Annotated in this window: 19 protein-coding genes and 5 tRNA genes; 14 read left to right on the top strand and 10 right to left on the bottom strand. The window is 71.6% G+C overall.

What is annotated here, in order from left to right; translation table 11 throughout:
- Positions 1-65: 65 nt before the first annotated feature.
- On the bottom strand, positions 66-3998 hold the full coding sequence (gene hrpA / locus CCZ36_RS15800) for an ATP-dependent RNA helicase HrpA (RefSeq protein ID WP_128817907.1): 3933 nt from the start codon (positions 3996-3998) through the stop codon (positions 66-68).
- Between the two features lie 132 nt (positions 3999-4130).
- Here hrpA and CCZ36_RS15795 point away from each other — a divergent pair, with 132 nt between their 5' ends.
- From CCZ36_RS15795 to CCZ36_RS15785, 3 genes are all read left to right on the top strand, one after another.
- Entirely contained in the window at positions 4131-4541 is a 411-nt protein-coding gene (locus CCZ36_RS15795; protein ID WP_128817906.1) for a hypothetical protein, read from the top strand.
- A 72-nt stretch (positions 4542-4613) separates the two neighbouring features.
- Positions 4614-5417, top strand: a complete 804-nt coding sequence (locus CCZ36_RS15790; RefSeq protein WP_069740105.1) for a DsbA family protein — start codon at positions 4614-4616, stop codon at positions 5415-5417.
- The gene (locus CCZ36_RS15785; protein ID WP_069740104.1) at positions 5414-6283 is read left to right on the top strand and encodes a cytochrome c biogenesis CcdA family protein; all 870 of its coding nucleotides are present in this window, start codon (positions 5414-5416) and stop codon (positions 6281-6283) included. Before CCZ36_RS15790 ends, CCZ36_RS15785 begins: the two co-directional genes overlap by 4 nt.
- Positions 6284-6324: 41 nt before the next feature.
- Here the strand turns inward: CCZ36_RS15785 and CCZ36_RS15780 are convergent.
- The 4 genes from CCZ36_RS15780 to CCZ36_RS15765 all read right to left on the bottom strand — a co-directional run bounded on the left by CCZ36_RS15780 (position 6325) and on the right by CCZ36_RS15765 (position 8354).
- Positions 6325-6398, bottom strand: a tRNA-Phe gene (locus tag CCZ36_RS15780).
- Positions 6399-6420: 22 nt separating this feature from the next.
- A tRNA-Asp gene (locus CCZ36_RS15775) sits at positions 6421-6495 on the bottom strand.
- 38 nt (positions 6496-6533) lie between these two features.
- Positions 6534-6606, bottom strand: a tRNA-Glu gene (locus CCZ36_RS15770).
- Between the two features lie 80 nt (positions 6607-6686).
- The gene (locus tag CCZ36_RS15765) at positions 6687-8354 is read right to left on the bottom strand and encodes a metallophosphoesterase family protein (RefSeq protein WP_128817905.1); all 1668 of its coding nucleotides are present in this window, start codon (positions 8352-8354) and stop codon (positions 6687-6689) included.
- Positions 8355-8489: 135 nt separating this feature from the next.
- On the opposite strand from CCZ36_RS15765, the gene CCZ36_RS15760 reads away from it, so the two are divergent.
- The 6 genes from CCZ36_RS15760 (at position 8490) to CCZ36_RS15735 (ending at position 13360) form a co-directional block, all read left to right on the top strand.
- Entirely contained in the window at positions 8490-8840 is a 351-nt protein-coding gene (locus tag CCZ36_RS15760) for a metallopeptidase family protein (RefSeq protein ID WP_006125792.1), read from the top strand.
- Positions 8837-9379 (top strand): FluC/FEX family fluoride channel, encoded by a 543-nt coding sequence (locus CCZ36_RS15755; RefSeq protein ID WP_128817904.1) that lies wholly within the window; start codon positions 8837-8839, stop codon positions 9377-9379. Before CCZ36_RS15760 ends, CCZ36_RS15755 begins: the two co-directional genes overlap by 4 nt.
- The gene (gene crcB, locus CCZ36_RS15750; protein ID WP_069740101.1) at positions 9376-9750 is read left to right on the top strand and encodes a fluoride efflux transporter CrcB; all 375 of its coding nucleotides are present in this window, start codon (positions 9376-9378) and stop codon (positions 9748-9750) included. The genes CCZ36_RS15755 and crcB overlap by 4 nt, the downstream gene beginning before the upstream one ends.
- 232 nt (positions 9751-9982) lie before the next feature.
- Entirely contained in the window at positions 9983-10570 is a 588-nt protein-coding gene (locus tag CCZ36_RS15745; protein ID WP_128817903.1) for a hypothetical protein, read from the top strand.
- Positions 10571-10809: 239 nt separating this feature from the next.
- On the top strand, positions 10810-13056 hold the full coding sequence (locus tag CCZ36_RS15740; RefSeq protein ID WP_128817902.1) for a DEAD/DEAH box helicase: 2247 nt from the start codon (positions 10810-10812) through the stop codon (positions 13054-13056).
- Positions 13057-13286: 230 nt separating this feature from the next.
- Positions 13287-13360, top strand: a tRNA-Lys gene (locus CCZ36_RS15735).
- Between the two features lie 351 nt (positions 13361-13711).
- Here the strand turns inward: CCZ36_RS15735 and CCZ36_RS15730 are convergent.
- Positions 13712-14653, bottom strand: a complete 942-nt coding sequence (locus CCZ36_RS15730) for an alpha/beta fold hydrolase (RefSeq protein WP_128817901.1) — start codon at positions 14651-14653, stop codon at positions 13712-13714.
- A 116-nt stretch (positions 14654-14769) separates the two neighbouring features.
- Here CCZ36_RS15730 and CCZ36_RS15725 point away from each other — a divergent pair, with 116 nt between their 5' ends.
- Positions 14770-15750, top strand: coding sequence for a helix-turn-helix transcriptional regulator (locus tag CCZ36_RS15725; RefSeq protein ID WP_128817900.1), 981 nt, complete (start codon positions 14770-14772; stop codon positions 15748-15750).
- Between the two features lie 152 nt (positions 15751-15902).
- On the opposite strand, the gene CCZ36_RS15720 is transcribed toward CCZ36_RS15725, so the two are convergent.
- Positions 15903-16478, bottom strand: coding sequence for a rhodanese-like domain-containing protein (locus CCZ36_RS15720; protein WP_128817899.1), 576 nt, complete (start codon positions 16476-16478; stop codon positions 15903-15905).
- 83 nt (positions 16479-16561) lie between these two features.
- On the opposite strand from CCZ36_RS15720, the gene CCZ36_RS15715 reads away from it, so the two are divergent.
- Positions 16562-16849, top strand: coding sequence for a metal-sensitive transcriptional regulator (locus CCZ36_RS15715; RefSeq protein WP_069740494.1), 288 nt, complete (start codon positions 16562-16564; stop codon positions 16847-16849).
- A gap of 17 nt (positions 16850-16866) precedes the next feature.
- Here the strand turns inward: CCZ36_RS15715 and CCZ36_RS15710 are convergent, their stop codons facing one another.
- From CCZ36_RS15710 to CCZ36_RS15700, 3 genes are read right to left on the bottom strand one after another with little or no spacing between them, the layout of a single operon-like run.
- On the bottom strand, positions 16867-17610 hold the full coding sequence (locus CCZ36_RS15710; protein WP_069740481.1) for a sulfite exporter TauE/SafE family protein: 744 nt from the start codon (positions 17608-17610) through the stop codon (positions 16867-16869).
- Positions 17607-17972, bottom strand: a complete 366-nt coding sequence (locus CCZ36_RS15705; RefSeq protein WP_128817898.1) for a rhodanese-like domain-containing protein — start codon at positions 17970-17972, stop codon at positions 17607-17609. Before CCZ36_RS15705 ends, CCZ36_RS15710 begins: the two co-directional genes overlap by 4 nt.
- 43 nt (positions 17973-18015) lie before the next feature.
- Positions 18016-19380, bottom strand: coding sequence for an MBL fold metallo-hydrolase (locus CCZ36_RS15700; RefSeq protein ID WP_128817897.1), 1365 nt, complete (start codon positions 19378-19380; stop codon positions 18016-18018).
- 284 nt (positions 19381-19664) lie between these two features.
- Here CCZ36_RS15700 and CCZ36_RS15695 point away from each other — a divergent pair.
- From CCZ36_RS15695 to CCZ36_RS15685, 3 genes are all read left to right on the top strand, one after another.
- Positions 19665-19738 (top strand) — tRNA-Met (locus tag CCZ36_RS15695).
- 128 nt (positions 19739-19866) lie between these two features.
- Positions 19867-20613, top strand: a complete 747-nt coding sequence (locus tag CCZ36_RS15690; RefSeq protein ID WP_128817896.1) for a MerR family transcriptional regulator — start codon at positions 19867-19869, stop codon at positions 20611-20613.
- A 142-nt stretch (positions 20614-20755) separates the two neighbouring features.
- Entirely contained in the window at positions 20756-21979 is a 1224-nt protein-coding gene (locus CCZ36_RS15685; protein WP_069740485.1) for a PP2C family protein-serine/threonine phosphatase, read from the top strand.
- Positions 21980-22216: the final 237 nt, after the last annotated feature.

The following is a 22216-nucleotide window of genomic DNA, read 5'->3' as shown; positions in this document are numbered from 1 at the left end:
CAGGTCGACTTCACTCCTGGTGGTGACTCCGTCACCCGCCTCCCGGGCCCCTCCGGCGCCCCGCGTCAGGGCGCGAGCGCGTCGATCGCCTTCACGATCCGCTTGTCCGACACGGGGAACGCGGTCCCCAGCGCGTGGGCGAAGTAGCTCACCCGCAGCTCCTCGATCATCCAGCGGACGTCCAGCGCTTCCTGCGGCACCGGCCTGCCCTGCGGGAACTGTTCGAGCAGCCAGGCGTACTCGTCCTGCATCTCGTGGACCTTCTCCATCCGCGTGGTGTCCCGCTGGACGGCCGTCGGCATCTGCTGGAGCCGCCGGTCCGCCGCCACGAGATAGCGCATCAGGTCCGGCAGCCGGCGCAGCCCCGTGGCCGTAACGAAACCGGACGGTACGAGACGGGCCAGCTGCGCCCGCACGTCCGCGACATTGGCCACCAGCGCCAGGCTGTTCGTCGACTTCAGCCGGCGCTCGCAGGCCTGCCACGCGGCCAGGATCTGCTGCACCTGGTCGATCGTGCGGACGGTCAGGTCCACCAGGTCCGCGCGCACCTTGTCGTACAGCGTCCGGAACGCCTTCTCGTCCCACGCGGGCCCGCCGTGCGCGGCGATCAGCCGGTCGGCCGCGGCGGTCGCGCAGTCCTCGAAGAGGGCCTGCACCGAACCGTGCGGATTACGGGACAGCGCCAGCTTCTGCTGGTTGCTCAGCCGGTCCGACGCGAACTTCGCCGGGTTCACCGGGATGTTCAGCATGATCAGCCGCCGGGTGCCGCGCCACATCGCCTGCTGCTGCTCGGCCTCGGTGTCGAAGAGCCGTACGGCGACGGTGTCGCCCTGGTCGACCAGGGCCGGGTACGCCTTCACCGGCTGACCGGCCCGACGGGTCTCGAAGACCTTGTTCAGCGTGCCGATGGTCCAGTCCGTGAGGCCCGAACGCTCGATGGACTCCCCGGTGGGCCCCGCGGTCGCCGCGGCCGCCTTGGAGAGCGCCTGGCGGGCCTTCGGGCGCAGCTTGAGCTTCAGCGCCTCCAGATCCTTGTCCTCGGCGACCTTCCGCCGCCGCTCGTCGACGATCCGGAACGTGATCTTGAGGTGGTCCGGGACGCGGGAGAGGTCGAAGTCGTCCGCCGTGACCGGGACGCCGACCATCCGCTGGAGCTCGCGCGCCAGGGTGACCGGCAGCGGCTCCTGGAGCGGGACCGCCCGGTCGAGGAACTTCTCCGCGTAGTTCGGCGCGGGGACGTAGTGCCGGCGGATCGGCTTCGGCAGCGAGCGGATCAGCTCGGTGACGACCTCCTCGCGCAGCCCCGGGATCTGCCAGTCGAAGCCCTCGGCGGTGACCTGGTTGAGCACCTGGAGCGGCACGTGCACGGTCACACCGTCCGCGTCCGCGCCGGGCTCGAACTGGTACGTCACCTTGAACTTGAGCTTCCCCTGCCGCCAGGAGTCCGGGTAGTCGTCCTTGGTGACGGCCCCGGCCTTCTCGTTGATGAGCATGGAGCGCTCGAAGTCGAGCGCGTCCGGCTCCTCACGCCGCTTGTGCTTCCACCAGGAGTCGAAGTGCGCCCCGGACACGATGTGCTCGGGGATGCGCCGGTCGTAGAAGTCGAAGAGCGTCTCGTCGTCCACGAGGATGTCGCGGCGACGGGCCCGGTGCTCCAACTCCTCGACCTCGCCGAGGAGTTTGCGGTTGTCGTGGAAGAACTGGTGGTGGGTGCGCCAGTCGCCCTCGACCAGGGCGTTGCGGATGAACAGATCCCGCGAGGCCTCCTGGTCGATACGTCCGAAATTGACCTTGCGCTGGGCGACGATCGGCACACCGTAGAGGGTGACCCGCTCGTACGCCATCACCGCCGCCTGGTCCTTCTCCCAGTGCGGTTCGCTGTAGGTGCGCTTCACCAGGTGCTGGGCGAGCGGCTCGATCCACTCGGGCTCGACCTTGGCGTTGACCCGCGCCCAGAGCCGGGAGGTCTCCACCAGCTCCGCCGACATCAGGAACCGGGGCTGCTTCTTGAACAGCGCCGAGCCGGGGAAGATCGCGAACTTGGCGCTCCGCGCGCCCAGATACTCGTTCTTCTCGGTGTCCTTCAGCCCGATGTGCGACAGCAGCCCGGCCAGCAACGAGGTGTGCACCGCCTGCTCGGGGACGGACGCCTCCGCCTTGGGCTCCTCGACGGTGATGCCCATCTGCTTGGCGACCGTCCGCAGCTGCGCGTAGATGTCCTGCCATTCCCGGATGCGCAGGAAGTTCAGGTACTCCTGCTTGCACATCCGGCGGAACGAGGACGAGCCGCGCTCCTTCTGCTGCTCGCGGATGTACGCCCAGAGATTCAGGTACGCCAGGAAGTCGGACGTCTCGTCCTTGAACCGGGCGTGGTTCTGATCCGCCTGCGTCTGCTTCTCCGCCGGCCGCTCACGCGGGTCCTGGATGGAGAGCGCGGCGGCGATGACCATGACCTCGCGGGCGCAGCCGTTCCTGTCGGCCTCGATGACCATGCGGGCCAGGCGCGGGTCGACGGGGAGCTGGGAGAGCTTGCGCCCGAGCGGGGTGAGCCGCTTCTTCGGATCCTTCTCCGCCGGGTCCAGCGCCCCCAGCTCCTGGAGGAGCTGGACGCCGTCGCGGATGTTGCGGTGGTCCGGCGGATCGATGAAGGGGAACTTCTCGATGTCGCCGAGCCCGGCGGCGGTCATCTGGAGGATGACGGAGGCCAGGTTGGTCCGCAGGATCTCCGGGTCGGTGAACTCCGGCCGGGTGACGAAGTCGTCCTCGGAGTAGAGCCGGATGCAGATGCCGTCCGACGTACGGCCGCAGCGGCCCTTGCGCTGATTGGCGCTGGCCTGGGAGATCCGCTCGATCGGCAGCCGCTGGACCTTGGTGCGGTGGCTGTAGCGGGAGATACGGGCGTTGCCGGGGTCGATCACGTACTTGATGCCGGGGACGGTCAGCGAGGTCTCGGCGACGTTGGTCGCGAGCACGATGCGGCGTCCGGTGTGGCGCTGGAACACGCGGTGCTGTTCGGCGTGCGAGAGGCGCGCGTAGAGGGGGAGCACCTCGGTGTGTCTGAGGTTCCGCTTGTTCAGCGCGTCCGCCGTGTCCCGGATCTCCCGCTCACCGGAGAGGAAGACCAGGACGTCGCCGGGGGCCTCGCGGCCCAGCTCGTCGACGGCGTCGCAGATCGCGGTGATCTGGTCCCGGTCGGAGTCGTCGCTGTCCTCTTCGAGGAGGGGGCGGTACCTGACCTCCACCGGATACGTCCGACCGCTGACCTCCACGATCGGGGCGTCCCCGAAGTGGCGCGCGAACCGCTCGGGGTCGATGGTCGCCGAGGTGATGACGACCTTCAGATCGGGGCGGCGGGGCAGCAGCCGGGCCAGATAGCCGAGCAGGAAGTCGATGTTGAGGGACCGCTCGTGGGCCTCGTCGATGATGATCGTGTCGTACGCCAGCAGCTCGCGGTCCGTCTGGATCTCGGCGAGCAGGATGCCGTCCGTCATCAGCTTCAGGTACGTCGACTCCGGGTTCACCTGATCGGTGAAACGGACCTTCCAGCCGACGGTCTCGCCCAGCGGCGTCTTCAGCTCGTCCGCGACGCGCTCCGCGACCGTACGGGCGGCGATCCGGCGGGGCTGGGTGTGCCCGATCATGCCCCGGACACCGCGCCCCAGCTCCATGCAGATCTTCGGGAGCTGTGTGGTCTTCCCGGACCCGGTCTCCCCGGCGACGATCACGACCTGGTGGTCGCGTATCGCCTCCAGGATCTCGTCCTTCTTCTGGCTGACCGGCAGCTCTTCCGGGTACGACAGGGCGGGCAGCCGGGCCGCGCGCGCCGCGAGCCGGTCGGCCGCCTTTCCCGCCTCGGCCGCGATCTCGTCCAGCACGGACTGGCGGGCCTCGGGCTTGCGGATGCGGCGCGCTCCTTCGAGGCGCCGGCCGAGCCGGTTCGCGTCGCGGAGCGAGAGCTGACCGAGCTGGGACTGGAGATCGGCGAAGGAAGTAGACATACGGATCCCAGGATCTCACCCGGGCCCGGCCAGTGGCGACCTCATTTCGCGCGGGCTGCGTCACGCGGCACGTACCATTTCGGGCAGTCGAACGCCTCGTCACCGCCGATCACGCGAGAAAGGCCCGGTCACGTGTCCCGTACCCAGTGGTGGAGCCTGACGGCGCTGCTCGCGGTGGTGCTGGGGCTGCTGTGCGGGCCCACGGCCTCCGCGGCCGCCGGGGCGGGGGCCTTCTCCGTGCCGGTGGCGCACGTGACGCAGGCGCAAACCCTCGCGGCCGAGGCCGAGATCCACGCCCCCGTGGCCGAGGCCCACGGCGAGCGCGCCCCGGTGCCCGGCTGCGGGAAGCTCCGTGATCACGGCGGTGAGCCCGCCGTCCCCTCCCGCGCCCGGTCCGTCCACGACCACGCGCCGGGGCTCGCGCCGTGGGGGCTGCCCGCCGCGACGGGCGCGCTGCCGACCGAGCCGCCGCCGGGGATACGGGCCCGCGCCCCGGTCCCGTACACCCCGACCCCGGTCGAACTCTCCGTGCTGCGGGTGTAGACGCGTCCGGCGGGCCCCGGCCCGCCCCGCACCGTCCGCCCTTCCTCCCGCATCACCAGCACGGAGTGCCGCATGCCCACGCCCAAGAACCCGAAGTCCTCGCCCTCCTCGCCGTCCGCGAGCAGGCGCAAGCCCCTCGTCTACGGCGCGGTGGTCGTCGTCGCGGCCGGTCTCCTCGGCTTCGCCTCGTACAAGGCCACCTCCCCCGACACCGCCTCGAAGGACACCACTGCCACCGGCCCCGCCGCCGAGGTCTCCACCGACCCGAACGAGGGCGTCTACCCGGAGCTGGCGAAGCTCGCCCGCCGGGACGCCGACGACAAGCTGGCCATCGGACCCGCGGACGCCCCGGTCGTCCTGATCGAGTACGCCGACTTCAAGTGCGGCTACTGCGGCAAGTTCGCCCGGGACACCGAGCCGGAGCTGATCGAGAAGTACGTGAAGGACGGCACGCTGCGCATCGAGTGGCGCAACTTCCCGATCTTCGGCGAGGAGTCCGAGAACGCCGCCCGGGGAGCCTGGGCCGCCGGGCAGCAGAACCGCTTCTGGGAGTTCCACCGCGCCGCGTACGCCGAGGGGGCGAAGGAGCAGGGCTTCGGCAAGGACCGGGTGAAGGCGCTCGCCGAGCAGGCCGGGGTGAAGGACCTGGACCGGTTCATGAAGGACCTCGACGGCGACGCGGCCCGGGCGTCGGTCAAGAAGGACCAGGAGCAGGGGTACGGGATCGGCGCCACGTCCACCCCGTCGTTCCTGATCAACGGCCGCCCGATCGCGGGCGCCCAGCCGGACGAGACGTTCACCCGGGCCATCGAGGCCGCCGCCGAGCAGGCGAAGACCACGGGGGCGGCGGGCCAGGCCGGGGAGCCCGCCAAGTGACGGCGGACATCGGCTACTTCGCCGCCTTCCTCGGCGGGCTGCTCGCCCTGGTCAGCCCGTGCAGCGCGCTGCTGCTGCCGGCGTTCTTCGCGTACTCCATCGACTCCGCCTCCCGGCTGCTGGCCCGTACCGGGATCTTCTACGCCGGGCTCGCCACCACCCTCGTGCCGCTCGGCGCGGCCGGTTCGTACGCCGGGCGGCTGTTCTACGGCCACCGCGACGCCCTCGTCACCGGCGCGGGCTGGCTGATCATCGTGCTCGGTCTCGCGCAGATCGTCGGCCTGGGCTTCGCCTCCCGGCGGATGGCCGAGCTCAGCGGCCGGATCCGCCCCACCACCGCGTTCTCCGTCTACGCGCTGGGCGCGGTCTACGGCCTGGCCGGATTCTGCGCGGGCCCCATCCTCGGCAGCGTCCTGACCGTCGCGGCGGTGAGCGGCAGCCCGGTCTACGGCGGCCTGCTGCTGGCGGTGTACGCGCTCGGCATGGCCGTTCCCCTCTTCCTCCTCGCCCTGCTCTGGGAACGCTTCGACCTCGGCCGCCGCACCTGGCTGCGCGGCCGGGCCGTCCGGCTCGGCCGGTTCGAGCTGCACACCACGTCGCTGCTGTCGGGGCTGTTCTTCATCGGCCTCGGCGCGCTGTTCCTCGTCTACGACGGGACGACCGCGCTGCCGGGCCTGCTCGGGGTCGACGACTCGTTCGCGGTCGAGCAGTGGGCGCAGAAGCTCGGCGAGCGGGTGCCGGACGGGGTGGCGCTGGTCGCGGTGGTGCTCGTGGCGCTGCTGGTCCTGGGCGTACGGACCTGGCGGCGGCGCGACACCGACGTACCGGTGGAGCAGAAGGAGCCGGCGGAGACCGAGAAGGTGTGACACGGCGAAGGCCCCGTCCAGGGGACGGGGCCTTCGAGAAGTGGCTGGGGCCGGGATCGAACCGGCGACCTATCGCTTTTCAGGCGATCGCTCGTACCAACTGAGCTACCCAGCCACGCAGCCGCTGGGGCTGCAAGCGGTCCTGACGGGATTTGAACCCGCGGCCTCCACCTTGACAGGGTGGCGAGCACTCCAAACTGCTCCACAGGACCAAGCAATGCGCGAAACAAGTCTCGCACACGGTGAAACGTGCCCCCAACGGGATTCGAACCCGTGCTACCGCCTTGAAAGGGCGGCGTCCTGGGCCACTAGACGATGAGGGCTATTGGCCCGCCGGTTCGCTTTGCAGCGCGTCGGGGACGTGAGAAGCATATGGGATGGGTGGAGCTATCGCCAAAACGGTTTACGGCGATGGGGTCGGGCGGCCCGGGGAGCGGGTCGCGGAGGGCGGGGAGGACGCGGACGACGGCGACGGGGAGGGCGGGACGGAGGAGTCCTTCTTCAGGTTCTCCTCCGGGAGGTGGCGGCTGACCTCGGCGGTCGTCAGTCCCAGACCGCCGAGCGTGATCTCGTCCCAGGCCTGGAGGCGGCGGGTGGAACGGTCCAGGTAGAGCACCGAGGCGTGCACCTTCTCAGGCTTCTCGTTCTGCACGGCGCGCAGTCCGCCGCCGCCCGTGGAGCCCTCGACCTTCAGCCGGGTGCCGAGCTTCAGCTGTTCGTTGATCCGGCGGTGGAGGTGGCCGGAGAGCACCAGCGGGACCGTGCCGTCGGTCTCCCGGGCGGTGTTCGGGTCGTGCGCGACGGCGATGTCGACCGGTGTGCCCGCGCGCTCCTGGTCGCGCAGCGCGGAGGCCAGGCGCGCGCCTTCGAGCTGGGCGGCTGCCTTGCCGCCGACCGGGGCGGTCCGGTCCGGGGTGAAGGAGGCGTCGCCGGTGCCCGCGATCCGCAGACCGCCGACGTTCACGGCCTTGCCGTCGTCGAGGACGCGGACGTTCCGGAACTTCTTCAGGTAGTCCTGGGTGACGGTCGAGTCGTGGTTGCCGCGCACCCAGACGTAGGGCGCGCCGAGGTCGCGGATCGGGTCGAGGAAGCCGTTCTCGGCGGCGGAGCCGTGGTCCATCGTGTCGCCGGAGTCGATGATCACGTCGATCTCGTACTGCTCGACGAGCGAGGCGATGATGTGCCAGGCCGCCGGGTTGAGGTGGATGTCGGAGACGTGCAGGGCCCGGATGGTCCCGGGGTCGGGCTGGTAGACGGGGAGCGTGGAGGTCGCGTCGTACAGCTTGGTGACGTTGGTGACCAGGCGGGCCAGTTCCTGCTGGTAGATGTCGAACTCGGTGACGATCGAGCGGGCGTCGCCGACCAGGGACGGGGCGCTGGAGAGCAGCCCGGAGAACTTCGGCTCCAGGACGGACTTCGGGTTCCAGGTGGCGTACGCGCTGACGCCGGACGCGGCCAGCAGGGTGAGGGCGAGCCCACCGGCGGCCAGGGCGCGGCGGGGGCGGCGGTAGACGACGAGGCCGAGGGCGGTCGCGCCGGAGATCACGGCGACACAGGAGCGCACGGCCAGCTCCTTGGTCCCGGCGGCGACGTCCCGGGTGACCTCGTCCTGGAGGCCGGAGAACCGTTCCGGCTGGTCGACCAGGGCCTGGGAGCGTTCGGGGTCGAGGCGGTCCACGTCCACGTCCAGCCGCAGTGGCGCGATGTGCGAGTCCAGCTCCAGGGCGCCGAGCGGGGCCACGTTGATCTTGCTGCCGCCGGTGAGGGAGGGGCGGAGCGTCATGTTGGTGTCCATGGGGCCGACCGGCGTACGGACGGAGCCCACGGCGAGCAGCCCCAACCAGGCCCCCAGCACGACGACGGCGAGCATGCCGAGGGCGCGGAGCCAGGGACTGCGGGCGGGGGCCGTCAGGTCGCCGGGGGCCGTCGGGCGGGATGCCCGCGGGGCGTCGGCGGCCGCCGCGCGGGGCGCCCCGGGGGCGGCGGTACGGCTCCGGGACGCCGGGCGGAAGGGCTGGCTGAGGCGGTGCCGGACGCGGTCGGCTGCGGCACGGAACGGGACGCGGACCATTGGGCCCGTATGCCCCGGTACGGCCTCGGCCATGCCGGGCGGCTCCACCGGTCATGCGTCCGTACGGACCCGGTCGCCGCGATGCCGCGCGGTCGCCATCTGCCCGTTCCCGTCCCCGTACGGGACAATGGCCGGGTGCTGGAGATGACGCGCGAACAGTTCGAGGAGCTGGTGAGCCAGGCTCTGGACCGGATTCCGCCGGAGCTGACGCGGCTGATGGACAACGTGGCGGTGTTCGTCGAGGACGAACCGGACCCCGGCGATCCCGACCTCCTCGGGCTCTACGAGGGCACCCCGCTCACCGACCGCGGCGAGTGGTACGCCGGGGTGCTGCCGGACCGGATCACCATCTACCGGGGCCCGACGCTGCGGATGTGCGAGACGCAGGAGGACGTCGTCGCGGAGACCGAGATCACCGTGGTCCACGAGATCGCCCACCACTTCGGCATCGACGACGAGCGGCTGCACGCACTGGGGTACGGATGAGCGAGCGGGAACCGCGGGAGCTGCCGGAGCCCGGCCCGCCGTCCGCGCCGCAGGGCCGGGTGCTGGCGGCGGCCGCGGCCGGCGGCGCGCTCGGAGCCCTCGCCCGGTACGGCGCGCTGGTGCTGTGGCCGACGCCCGGCCGCGGCTTCCCCTGGACGGTGTTCGTCGTCAACGTGACCGGCTGCGCCCTCATCGGCGTCCTGATGGTGCTGACCGTCGAGCGGGGCCGGGTGGCCCACCCGCTGGTGCGGCCCTTCCTCGGCGTCGGGGTGCTCGGCGGCTACACGACCTTCTCGACGTACGCGGCGGACGTCTCGGGCCTGTTGGTCCGTCAGGAGGTCGCGGTGGCGATGGCGTACACCGTGGCGACCGCGGTGGCCGCGCTCGGAGCGGTGTGGGCGGCGGCCGTGGCCACGCGGACCTGGCTGGACCGGCGCGAGCGCCCGGGTCCGCGGGGCGCGGGGGGTCCCGGGGGCGGCCGGGACTCCCAGGGCCTGCGGGACCCCTGGGGCGCGCGGGACGAGGGGCGGACCGCGTGACCTGGCTGCTGGTGGCGATCGGCGGCGCGGTGGGCGCGCCCCTGCGCTATCTGACGGACCGTGCGGTGCAGGCGCACCAGGGGCCGGGCGTCCCGTACGTCTTCCCGTGGGGCACCTTCACGGCGAACATCGCGGGCAGCCTGCTGCTCGGCGTGCTGACCGGCGCCGCGGTCTCCTCCCCGGCGCACGCCCTGCTGGCGACGGGCCTGTGCGGGGCGCTGACGACGTACTCGACGTTCTCGTACGAGACGCTCCGCCTGGCCGAGACGGGCCGTGCCTTCCTGGCCGCGGCCCAGGTGCTGGCGTCCCTGCTGGCAGGGCTGGGCGCGGTGTTCCTGGGAGCGGAACTGGCGGGCGGGTTCGGGGTGTAGCGGGGCGTCGCGCGGTGGGGGCCGTGCGGCCCGTGCGGTCCGGGGCGTCCGCCTGGGTGGCCGGCGCGGGGACGCGGACTCCGGGAGTCCGGCGTGGCGTGACGGGGCGTTGGGGTCTCGGGCGTGTCTCCGGCGGGGTCGGGGGAGTTGGGCACGGTGCGAAGCCTCGCTCCGGCGTCGCGGGCTCCACCCCTCGCCGCGCTCCCGCTCCCTCGCCCCGGAGGTGCCCCTCGTGCGCCAGTTCCCCGCCCCTGTCCGCTGGGCGGCCGTCACCGCGCTGACGATCGCCGCGTCCACCGGCTGTATGAGCGTCGGCGAGGACGGCGCCGGAGGCCCGGGGCCCTCGCGGTCCGCCGGTCCGAAGGGCTCCGCCGCCGATCCGGCCGGGGACACGGTTCCCGGCTCCGGGCGGTCCGGGGGGCGTGGCGGGGGCGCCCACCCTCACTCGGACCGGGGTGTTCCCGGCGGCAGCCCGCGACCGGACGCCTCCGGTGCCGCGCCGTCGGCCACCCCCGAGGACGCCCGCCCCGAACCGGCCGCTCCCGGGCAGCCCACCCGTGGCGGCTCCGGGACGCAGCCCACGCCGACGCCCTCGACGCCGGGGCCGGGGGAGCCGCCGCCGGTCACCCCGGAGCCGCCGGCCCCGCCGTCGCCCGCCCCGGACCCGGACCCCGACCCCGATCCGGAGCCCACCGATCCGCCGGAGCCGCCCCCGTCGGCCTCGCCCGCCGCGCAGTTCCGGGCCCAGGGGCTGGGCGGGCCGGAGAGGGGCGGGCCGCTGCGGACGCCGGAGGCATCGCCGCAGGTGGGGCCGGTGTAGCCGGGGCCACAAGGAGGGTGATTTGCGCAAGGTGGGTGAGAGTGCGTATGGTGGTAGATCGTTTGATCCCATTGCCCGGCGCCGACACAGAAGAGCGCCGTGTGGCGCGTACTCTCCCTTGCCGTGGCTGGACCGCATTGAGGCGGTCGAAATTGCGAATCACGGAGTTATGGGCGCGTGCCGAGACTCCGGAAGGTTTCGCATTTCGCATGTCAATTTCCAGTTCTGACCGCACCGTCATGCCCGAGAACGTCGACAACGCCGAGCTCGCCGAGCTGGTCGAGTCCGCCGTGACCGAGGCCCCCGCCGGTGCGAGCGCCCCGGCCGCCGAGAAGACCGAAGAGGCCGCTGAGGCCCCCGTGGCTGCCGAGGCCCCCGAGGCCGAGGCGTCCGAGGCCGAGGCGTCCGAGACCTCCGCCGAGCCGACCGTCACCTTCGGCGAGCTGGGCCTGCCCGAGGGCATCGTCCGCAAGCTCGCGCAGAACGGCGTCACCACCCCCTTCCCGATCCAGGCGGCGACCATCCCGGACGCCCTGGCCGGCAAGGACATCCTCGGCCGTGGCCGTACGGGCTCCGGCAAGACCCTCTCCTTCGGTCTGCCCACCCTGGCCGCCCTGGCCGGTGGCCGCACCGAGAAGAAGAAGCCCCGCGCCGTCATCCTCACCCCGACCCGTGAGCTCGCGATGCAGGTCGCGGACGCGCTCCAGCCGTACGGCGACGTGCTCGGCCTGAAGATGAAGGTCGTCTGCGGCGGTACGTCGATGGGCAACCAGATCTACGCCCTGGAGCGCGGTGTCGACGTCCTCGTCGCCACCCCGGGCCGGCTGCGCGACATCATCAACCGCGGCGCCTGCTCCCTGGAGGACGTCCAGGTCGCCGTCCTCGACGAGGCCGACCAGATGTCGGACCTGGGCTTCCTGCCCGAGGTCACCGAGCTGCTCGACCAGGTTCCGGCCGGCGGTCAGCGGATGCTCTTCTCCGCCACCATGGAGAACGAGATCGGCACGCTGGTCAAGCGCTACCTCTCCAACCCGGTCACGCACGAGGTCGACAGCGCCCAGGGCAACGTCACGACCATGTCGCACCACGTCCTCGTCGTGAAGCCGAAGGACAAGGCGCCGGTCACGGCCGCCATCGCCGCCCGCAAGGGCCGCACCATCATCTTCGTCCGCACCCAGCTGGGCGCCGACCGCATCGCCGAGCAGCTCATCGAGTCCGGCGTGAAGGCCGACGCACTGCACGGCGGCATGACCCAGGGCGCCCGTACGCGGGTCCTGGAGGACTTCAAGAAGGGTTACGTCAACGCGCTCGTCGCGACCGACGTCGCCGCCCGCGGTATCCACGTCGACGGCATCGACCTGGTCCTGAACGTGGACCCGGCCGGCGACCACAAGGACTACCTCCACCGCTCGGGCCGTACCGCCCGCGCAGGCAAGTCCGGTGTCGTCGTCTCGCTGGCGCTCCCGCACCAGCGCCGCCAGATCTTCCGCCTGATGGAGGACGCGGGCGTCGACGCCTCGCGCCACATCGTCCAGGGCGCGGGCGTCTTCGAGCCGGAGGTCGCCGAGATCACCGGCGCCCGTTCGCTCACCGAGGTCCAGGCCGACTCCGCGAACAACGCCGCCAAGCAGGCCGAGCGCGAGGCCGCCGACCTGACGAAGCAGCTGGAGCGCGTCCAGCGCCGCGCCGTCGAGCTCCGCGAGGAGGCCGACCGCCTGGTCGCCCGTGCCGCCCGCGAGCGGGGCGACGACCCCGAGGCTGCGGTGGCCGAGGTGGCCGCCGAGGCGGAGGCCGCCCTCGTGGCCGCCGTCTCCGTGCCCGAGCAGCCGGCCGCCCGCGACGAGCAGCGCCGCGACGAGCGGGGCAACTACGAGCGCCGCGACAACCGCGGTGGCGACCGTGGCGGCTACCGAGGCAACGACCGTCGTGACGACCGCCCGTCGGGTGGTTTCCGCTCCGGCGGCAACGACCGTCGCGATGACCGTGGTGGCCGTTCCTTCGAGCGTCGTGACAACGACCGTCCGTCGTTCCGTGACCGTCGTGACGACCGCCCCTCCGGTGGTTTCCGCTCCGGCGGCAACGACCGCCGGGACGACCGTGGTGGCCGTTCCTTCGAGCGTCGTGACAACGACCGTCCGTCGTTCCGTGACCGTCGTGACGACCGCCCCTCCGGTGGTTTCCGCTCCGGCGGCAACGACCGCCGGGACGACCGTGGTGGCCGTTCCTTCGAGCGTCGTGACAACGACCGCCCCTCGTTCAACCGTGACCGTCGTGACGACCGTCCCTCGGGCGGCTTCCGCTCCGGTGGCAGCGACCGCCCCTTCAACCGTGACCGTCGTGACGACCGTCCCTCGGGCGGCTTCCGCTCCGGTGGCGGCGACCGCCCGACCGGCCGCCGTGACGACCACCGTGGCGCCAACACCGGCACCAACACCGGCTCGTTCGGCCGCCGCGACGACAAGCCGCGCTGGAAGCGCAACGGCTGACCCCAGCCCGGCCGATGACCGGCCGAGCAGGTCCGCCTGACAGACCGGCAGGGCTCGTACGCCACCGAACCGACTCGGTGACGTACGGGCCCTGTTGCTGTTCCCGACCCCCGCGTCCCGCTCGCGCGGGCCCGCGCGCCGGACTCCCGGAACGGGCGCGACGGGCCCGAGACCGATACCGGATCGGCTGCCGGGACCGGGCGGGCTATGCTCGGGGGGTGATGTCGCAGGGGCCGTTAGCTCAATTGGTCAGAGCAGCGGACTTTTAATCCGTTGGTTGTGGGTTCGAGTCCCACACGGCCTACCGACAGCAGGTCGGGGTGCAAGCCCGCCACCTGCGAAAAAGCGCCTCCATCCGGTCCCGTCCGGGTGGAGGCGCTTCGGCATGCGGTTCCTGCCCCGATCTCTCAGCGGGGAGAGCTTCCAGCGGGTCGATGACCGTTGTTCATCCCGCTAGGGCGGTAACGGGCGGCGAGTCGTCGTCCTGGGCTCCGGGGGATCGTTCCGCGGGTGACGGCGGCCACCGCTCCGTACGCCGCTGGCGTACGCGGCGGGCGCAGGGGGCTGCCGCGAGGAGTTCGGCCGAGCTCCTCCGTGATGCGGTCGAGTCTCGCCGGCCCCTTCGGCGTCCCACCGCACACCACGCACGAGGTCGTCAGCCCTGCCGTTCCAGCCACTGAGAAATCACCTGGTTGGTTTCTTCTGGCAGTTCCTCCTGGATCCAGTGACCGCAGTCCAGGCCGACCACTTCCACGTTGGGGACGAACTCGGCCAGTCTTTCGAACCTCGGCATCGCGAAGTCCTGGTCGCCGTAGATCATGAGGGCGGGCTGCTTGATGATCGGGTCCACGTCCGCCAGTTGGTGCCAGTTGCGGTCGAGGTTCCTGTACCAGTTGATGCCGCCCGTGAAGCCGGACGTCTCGAACGCGGAGACGTAGACGGCCAGATCACTGTCGCTCATGACGGGCTCACCGAGTGGTGTTTCCGCCTTGGCGAGGTTGATGAATGCCATGCCCGGCTCAGGCGGTGCGGGGGGCACGTTCTTCCGGTAGAGGTTGCGCAGGAATGGGGAGGTACGGGCATCGAATACGGCGGCCGCGACGCCCGGCTGCCGGTTGAAGTGGACGAAGTAGAAGTCGCCGCCGAGGAAGGTTTCCATGACCTCGATCCACGGCGTTTCTCCGCGCTCCTGGTAAGGCAGGCTCAGGTTGATCAGCTTGTTCACCCGGTCGGGGTGCAACAGGGTCAGTCCCCAGACGACGAACGCGCCCCAGTCGTGGCCGACGAAGGCGGCGTCCTCGTAGCCGTAGTGGTCCAGGAGCGCGACGAGGTCGCCCGTCAGGTGTTCGATGTCGTAGTCCGTCACCTCGGTCGGGCGGGACGAGTTGCCATAACCCCGCTGGTTCGGTGCGATGACGTGGTAGCCGGCCGCTGCGAGGACGGGCATCAGGTGACGCCAGGAGAAGGCGTGCTCCGGCCAGCCGTGGCAGAGAACGATGGGCTTGCCCTTGTTTTCTCGGCCTGCCTCGAAGACTTCGAGCTGCACACCGTTGACCTGGATGAAGGTGGGCTCGGGAAATTCCGCTTGATGGAACACCGCATTTCCTCTCTGGGGGCGCTCGCCGGCGGTCGACCTTCTCGATGAGGGCATGCCGCCACCCTGCTTCCCAAACCGGTCACCCCATGACCGGTTTTTATGAGAGTTTTGTCGGTATGCGATCCGAGCGGCTGGTGGCCCTGCTCCTCCTGCTCCAACGGCGTGAGCAGGTGACGGCCGCAGAGGTCTCCCGAGAGCTGGGTGTCTCCGAGCGCACCGCCCGCCGTGACCTCGACGCCCTGGCCATGGCCGGGGTGCCCGTGTACTCCGTCCAGGGCCGAGGGGGCGGCTGGCGCCTGGTGGGCGGTGCTCGTACCGACCTGTCCGGGTTGACCGCCAGTGAGGCACGCGCCCTGTTCCTGGCTGTCGGCTCGGCCTCGGATACGACGCCGGCGATGAAGACGGCTCTGCGCAAGCTCGTCCATGCTCTGCCGAAGCCCTTCCAGGTGCGGGCCGAGGCAGCGGCGGCGTCGCTGATCGTAGACCCGCAGCGATGGGGGGCGACCCGGATCGAGCGCCGGCCGCCTCGCTTCCTCGACGAACTCCAGGACGCGGTGATCAGCGGCGTCCAGGTGTCGCTCGGCTACGTCGACAGCAAAGGCGTCGAAACCCGGAGAACCGTTCACTCGCTGGGCATCGTCGCCAAAGGCCCCGTGTGGTACCTCATCTCCGACACCGAGACCGGCCGACGGGTCTTCCGGATCGACCGCGTGTCGTCCGCCGACCCGACCGGCGACCCCGTGCACCGGCCCGGGGACTTCGACCTTGCCGAGAGCTGGAAGGAGATCGCCGAAGAGGTCGATCGCAAACGAACGCCGCTGGAGGTCCAGGCGGTATGCACACCCGACGGGACAGGCATGCTCCGGATGGCGCTCGGCGACCGGCTCGACGTGGGAGGTCCCACGACCGACGGCCGCGTCGAGGTCGTGATCCGCGGCCCCAACGAGTACATCCTCGCCGGCGAGCTCTCCGGGCTGGTCGAATGGGTCGAGGTGACCGGCCCTCCTGGGGTCCGGGACCACCTGGCCTCGATCGGCAACGCCCTCGTCGAGCGATACGGCCGGCCGCGCACCGGCGGAGACCTTCACCCGTCTTGAAGCGGACGAGGCAGGGCTTGGAGAACAGTTCCGCTACAGAGCGTCGTTCCGTACAGCCCGCACCGACCAACACCGGAACTCCACCGGCAGGTTGGAAAAGGGCTCACTGAAGCGTCTCCACCCGGTCCGGGTGGAGACGCTTCGCCGTCTGCTCAGCGGTTGCGGAGTTCAGCCAGGGTCGCGGCGAGCTCGGTGGCGCGGGGACGGTTGTGGGGCAGCTTGGCCAGCAGGGCCGCCATGCCGCAGGTGTTGGTGAGGGCGGAGAAGACCAGCCCGGCGGCGATGCCGGCCGACAGGAACTGGAACGCCGGGTGGACGAGGACGCCCAGGAGGAGGCCGGTCAGGACGGCGGTTCCCGCCGTGAAGCGGACCTGGCGTTCCAGGCCCCAGGTCGCGCGGGCCGTGGCCTGGGGGCGGTGCAGGTCGTGGCCGTTGGACGCCCAGGCGCCGGTGCCCCCGGAAAGGGTGGCCGCGGCGATGTGGTGCTCGGCGAGCATGCGGCAGGCGTTCTCGGACCGTGCGCCGGAAGCGCAGACGACCAGGATGTCCCCGCGCTCGGCGGCGTACCGGATGTCGGGCAGGGCCTGCTGGAGCCGGTCGAGGGGGATATTGAGGGCGCCGGGCAGGTGCCCGCTCGCGTACTCGCCGGGGGTGCGGACATCGATCACGGTGAGTTCGTGCAGCCGGGTGCGGGCTTCGCCGGTGCCGAGAGTGGTGGGCCGGGTCATGGCAGGTGTCATCCTTTGCTGTCGGCGGGGCCCCGCTCGCGCGGAGTATATTTACCCCTGGGGGTATCCGGTGAGGAGTGATGATGGAGCTTGATCTGGCGGGTGCGGAGTTGAAGGCGGTGCTGAACCGCCTTCGCCGGGCACAGGGACAGATCTCCGGAGTGATCCGGATGATTGAGGAGGGGCGGGACTGCGAGGAGGTCGTGACGCAGTTGGCGGCGGCTTCCCGGGCGCTGGACCGGGCCGGTTTCGCGATCATCGCCACCGGGCTCCAGCAGTGCCTGACCGAGGTGGAGGACGGGAGCCGCACCGTCGAGGACCGGGACGCGATGCGCGGTCGGCTGGAGAAGCTGTTCCTGTCGCTGGCCTGAGCCGACGGGCGGCCGGCTCAGACGACCACGTCGACGAGCATGACGGCCGCCACCGCCAGCAGCACGAACGCGAAGACGCGCTGCAGGGTCCGTCCGGTGATCCTCGACGCGAGCCGCTTGCCGTCCCAGGCTCCGAGGATCGCGGCCCCGGCGAACGGGGCGATCACCTCCCAGCGCAGCTCACCGCCCGTCCCCGTCCGCGAGGTGAGCGCGGCCAGGGAATTGACGGTGATGACCAGAAGACTGGTGCCCACCGCCCGCTTCATCCGCAGGCCGAGGACTCCCACCAGCGCCGGGACCGCGAGGAACCCGCCGCCCACGCCGAGGAGCCCGGTCACGGCGCCGAGTCCGGCGCCGGCACCGGCCGCCTTGGCGGGACGCACCCGCTCGGGCGTCCCGGTGGCGGCCGGGCGGAGCATCCGCAGGGCGGCCAGGGACGCGACGACGGCGAAGGCCCCGGTGAGCGCGGCGGCCGGGAGGTGTCCGGCGGCGGCTCCGACGAGGAAGGCGGGCCCGACGCCCGCGAGGGCGAACAGGGCACCGGTCCTCCAGGCGACGTCGCCGTCGCGGGCATGGGCGTACAGGGCGGTGGCGGAGGTCGCGGTGACGATGATCAGGGCGGCCGTGGACGCCGACGCCGGTGAGAAGCCGAGCAGGTAGATCAGGGCGGGGACCGCGAGCACGCTGCCACCGCCGCCCAGGGCGCCGAGGGCCAGACCGACGACGGCCCCGGTGATCAGGGCGAGGACGAGGGTGCTCACGCCGTCGAGCCGCTGTTCCCGCGTTCGTCGACGACCGGATATCCGGCGGCGGCCCACGCGTTCATGCCGCCCTCCACGTCCACCGCGTCCGCGCCCCGTTCGGCCAGGAGCTTCGCGGCCTGCCGCGAGCGGTGCCCGCTACGGCAGATCACCACCAGTGCCCGTCCCCGTGCCGAGGCGGGCAGGGCACCGCCCGCGGCCAGCTCCGTCAACGGGGCGTGCAGGGCGTGCGGGGCGTGCCCGGCCCTCCACTCGGGCTTCTCGCGCACATCCAGCAGGACGGACTCGGGCCGTTCACCGCTGGTACGGTCGCGCGCTTCGCGCACGGACAGGCGCGGCGCCTTGCTGCTGAAGAGGAACATCGTCGCTCTCGTCTTTCTCTTTCGCCTTGCGCTCGGGGTGGGTTCAGCCGGTGACGACGGTCAGCCCGGCCTCGGCGGCGGCGTCGAAGCCGTCGTCGACGGCCACGACCTGCCGTCCGGCGGCGTCCAGCAGGGAGGCGGCGATGCCCGCGCGCATGCCGCCCGCGCAGTGCACCCAGACCGTGCCGTCCGGCACCTCGCCGAGCCTGCGGTGCACCTCGTGGACCGGGATGTGGACCGAGCCCTCGATCCAGCCCTCCGCCCTCTCGGAGTCCCGGCGCACGTCCAGCACCACGGTCTCTTCCGTGCGCTCGGCCGCGAGCCGCGCGAACGTGGCTCGCGGGAACGAGGCCGGACGCTCACCGTCGCGCAGCCACGCCTCGGGGCCTCCGGTCGCGGCGGCGGCCGGCCGGTCGATACCGACTCGGACCAACTCCCTCTGAGCCGAGGCCAGTTGTTCGGGACTTTTGGCGAGCAGGGTGACGGGCCTGCCCCACGGGATCATCCAGGCGAGGTACGTGGCGAGCTTGCCGTCCGCCTCGAAGTTGAACGAACCCGCCACATGCCCCTCGGCGAAGGCGACGCGGTTGCGGAGATCGACGACCCACTCCCCGGCCGCGAGCCGTGCGGTGATCTCCTGCGGATCGGCTACGGCGGGCGGGGTCAGGTCGACCGGGTCGGGGCCGGTCGCGTTGGCGGGGCCCATGTGCGCGTAGTAGGCGGGAACGTCCTCCAGTCCGGCGAGCAGCTCGGCGACGAAGGTGTCCACGTCCACGGTCAGTGCCGTGTTCGCGGTCTTCTCCCTGCCGATCGTCGTCGCGTCGCCGTCCGCCTGCGCGGACGAGCAGAAGCTGCCGAACCCATGGGTGGGCAGCACGGCCGTGTCGTCGGGCAGGGCGTCGGCGAGCCGGTTGGCCGAGGCGTACTGGGCGCGGGCCAGCTGCTCGGTCAGCCGCGGCTCGACGAGATCGGGCCTGCCGACCGTACCGATGAGCAGCGATCCTCCCGTGAACGCGGCCACGGGGCGGCCCGCCTCCGCCAGTACGTACGCGGTGTGATGCGGCGTGTGTCCGGGAGTGGCGACGGCGCTGAGGGTCAGTCCTGCCGCGGAGTCGACGTCCACCGTGTCGCCGTCGGAGACCGGGGTCCGGGCGAAGGACACGTTCGCCCCCGCCGGCACCAGGTAGGCGGCGCCCGTGATCCGGGCGAGCTCCAGCCCGCCGGTGACGTAGTCGTTGTGTATGTGGGTCTCCACCACGTGGGAGACGCGCACCCCGCGCCGCGCGGCCGCGGCCAGCACCTGATCGATGTCCCGGGGCGGGTCGACCGCCACCGCCGCGGTCTCGCCGCCGGCGAGGTAGCTGCGGTTGCCCAGGCCCTCCAGTTCGATCACGTCAACGAAGAACACCGCGATACTCCTTCCGTGCAGAAATTACCCCCGGGGTATGTCATGGACTCTAACACTATTACCCCCGGGGGTATATTTCGGGAAGAGGTGGCCGGGGAAAGCCGACGGCGCGGGGGTCGCCCTCGCGCGCGGCCCGGTCGATGGCCGGCCCGCCCGGATACGGCAGCCCGAAGACGCGGACGACGACCTGGCCGGGGTGCACCGAGCAGGGGCATCCCGAGCAGGGGCGCCCCGAGCGATTGGTCAACGGCACTCCCGGAATGCCGTACAGTTGTGTTCATCGACGCGGGGTGGAGCAGCTCGGTAGCTCGCTGGGCTCATAACCCAGAGGTCGCAGGTTCAAATCCTGTCCCCGCTACTGAAGATCCGGGCCCGGCACGCAGACAGCGTGCCGGGCCCGAGTCGTTTCCCGGGTCCGAGTCGTTCTCCGGGTCCGGCCGAGGACGCCTTGACCTTGACGCAACGTAAAGATCTAGCGTTTCCGGCATGGAGTGGTCCATTCAGGAAATCGCCCGCCAGGCCGGCACCACGAGCCGCACGCTCCGGCACTACGGGGACCTCGGTCTCCTCGCGCCGAGCCGGATCGGAAGCAACGGCTACCGCTACTACGACCAGGACGCCCTCGTCCGGCTGCAGCGCATCCTGCTGCTGCGGGAGCTCGGGCTGTCGCTGCCCGCCATCAAGGACGTACTGGAGGGGCAGCGGGACACGGCGGTGGCGCTGCGGGCACATCTGCGCCTGCTCGAACAGGAGCAGGCGCGCATCGGACGGCAGATCGCCTCGGTGCGGACCACGCTCCACAAGACCCAGGAGGGGATGGAACTCATGGCCGCTGAGGTGTTCGACGGATTCGACCACACCGCCCACGAGCAGGAGGTCACCGAGCGCTGGGGCCGGGACGCGTACGAGGAGGGTGACCGCTGGTGGCGTTCGCTCGGGGAGGGGGAGAAGAAGGCGTTCCAGGACGAGCACGAGGCCATCGCCCGCGACTGGGGCCGGGCCAGGGAGGCCGGGCTCGCCGCCGACGGGCCCGAGGCGCAGGAGCTCGCGCGGCGGCACTGCGCCTGGCTGTCCTCGGCCAAGGAGCCCAGCCGTTCGTACGTGATCGGGCTCGGGGAGATGTATGTCGCCGACCCTCGCTTCGGAAGGAACTACGATCGCCACGGGGACGGCACCGCCGCCTTCGTACGTGACGCACTGACGGTCTACGCGCGGCACCGGCTCTCCGACTGACCACGGCGGGCCGGGCCGCCACCGCGATTTCCCCCTATTCGGCCGATGCCCGGTCGCCGCTCGGCGCGGCTCCGGGAAGCCTGGACGGGGCGCGGTACCGTCCGCAGCCGTGGGTGGACCGGGCAGGAGTGCACAGGTGGGGATGGCCGAGGGACGGCGCAGCGGAGCGGCGGGGGGTGTGGACGCCGTGGGCCGTGCGGTGTTCGGATCCCGGGAGGGGGAGCTGACGTCCGGCGGACGGGGCACCGGACGGTTCGTCCGGCTGCTGCCCGCCCTGCTGATCATCGGCGGGCTGGTGTTCGACGCGCTGTCCCCGCCCAACTTCAGCGCCGTCCCCCTCTTCGTCGCGGCACCTCTGATCGCCGCCCCCTTCTTCTCGCGGTCCCGGACCGTCCGCACGGGGATCGCCGCGGTCGTCTCCGTCACCGTCATGCGGATCTCCGACGGGACGTCCACCCAGGTCGTCCCCGTGATCGAGATGGTCACCGTGCTCACCGCCGCCGCGCTGGCCCTCGTCATCAACGGCGTCGTGCGGCGCGGCAACGAGCAGCTGGCCTCGGCCCGGGTCATCGCGGAGACGGCCATGCGGGCCGTGCTGCCGACACCGGCCGAGCGGATCGGCGGGCTCCAGGTGGCCGCGCGGTACGAGGCGGCCCAGGCGGACGAGTTCGTGGGCGGCGACCTGTACGCCGTCGCGGACACCCCGTACGGCGTACGGGCCGTGGTCGGCGACGTCCGCGGCAAGGGACTGGACGCGGTCGAGGCGGTGGCGGTGATCATCGGGGCGTTCCGGGAGGCCGCCGAGCAGGAGCGGTCTCTGGAGGGCGTGGCCCAGCGGCTGGAGCGGGCGCTGGCCCGCGAGGAGACGCGGCGGTACGGGCTCGACGCCATGGAGGGCTTCATCACCGCCGTACTGGCCGAGATCCCGCCCGGGGCGGCCACGGTCCGCCTGGTCAACCGCGGTCACCCCGAGCCGATCCTGCTCCACGCGGACGGGGCCCTGGAGGTGCTGGCGCCCTCCGTGCCCGCCCTGCCGCTGGGGATGGACCTCGGGGTGTGGCCGGACCGCGCCGACGAGTGGGCGATGCCTCCGGGGGCGACGCTCCTCGCCTTCACGGACGGTCTGTCCGAGGCCCGGGACGCGAACGGGGTCTTCTACGATCCGGCGGCCCGGCTGCGCGGCCGGATCTTCCCGGGGCCGGAGGAGCTGCTGTCGGCGCTGACCGACGACGTACGGCTGCACACCGGCGGGCGGGCCACGGACGACATGGCGCTGATCGCGGTCGGCCGGCCGGCGGAGGGGCAGCCCGTGCGCCGGACGACGGTGAAGATCGTGGGGCGGCGCGACGAGGACGCGGCCCGCTGAGACGGCCGGGGTGACACGGTACGTAATCGAAGCGCACCGCTCCGCATAACATTTGATACACCGTCAGAAAAAGGCATGTGGCTGAGTCACGGTCAGGCCGTCCGATTCCACCCGCTTATGACCCGTACCTCCCGCCCCTGTTCGTTAATGATCAACAGGAACAGCTTGGAATCGGGCCCGGGTGTCTATTAACGTTCGATAACGCAGCGCGGTCGTCACAGTCGTCGTCAGGGACGG

The organism is Streptomyces sp. S063, assembly GCF_002832675.1.
Lineage (GTDB): Bacteria > Actinomycetota > Actinomycetes > Streptomycetales > Streptomycetaceae > Streptomyces > Streptomyces sindenensis.
The sequence above is the reverse complement of the archived record's forward strand: the minus strand, read 5'-3'. Positions and strand labels throughout refer to the sequence as shown.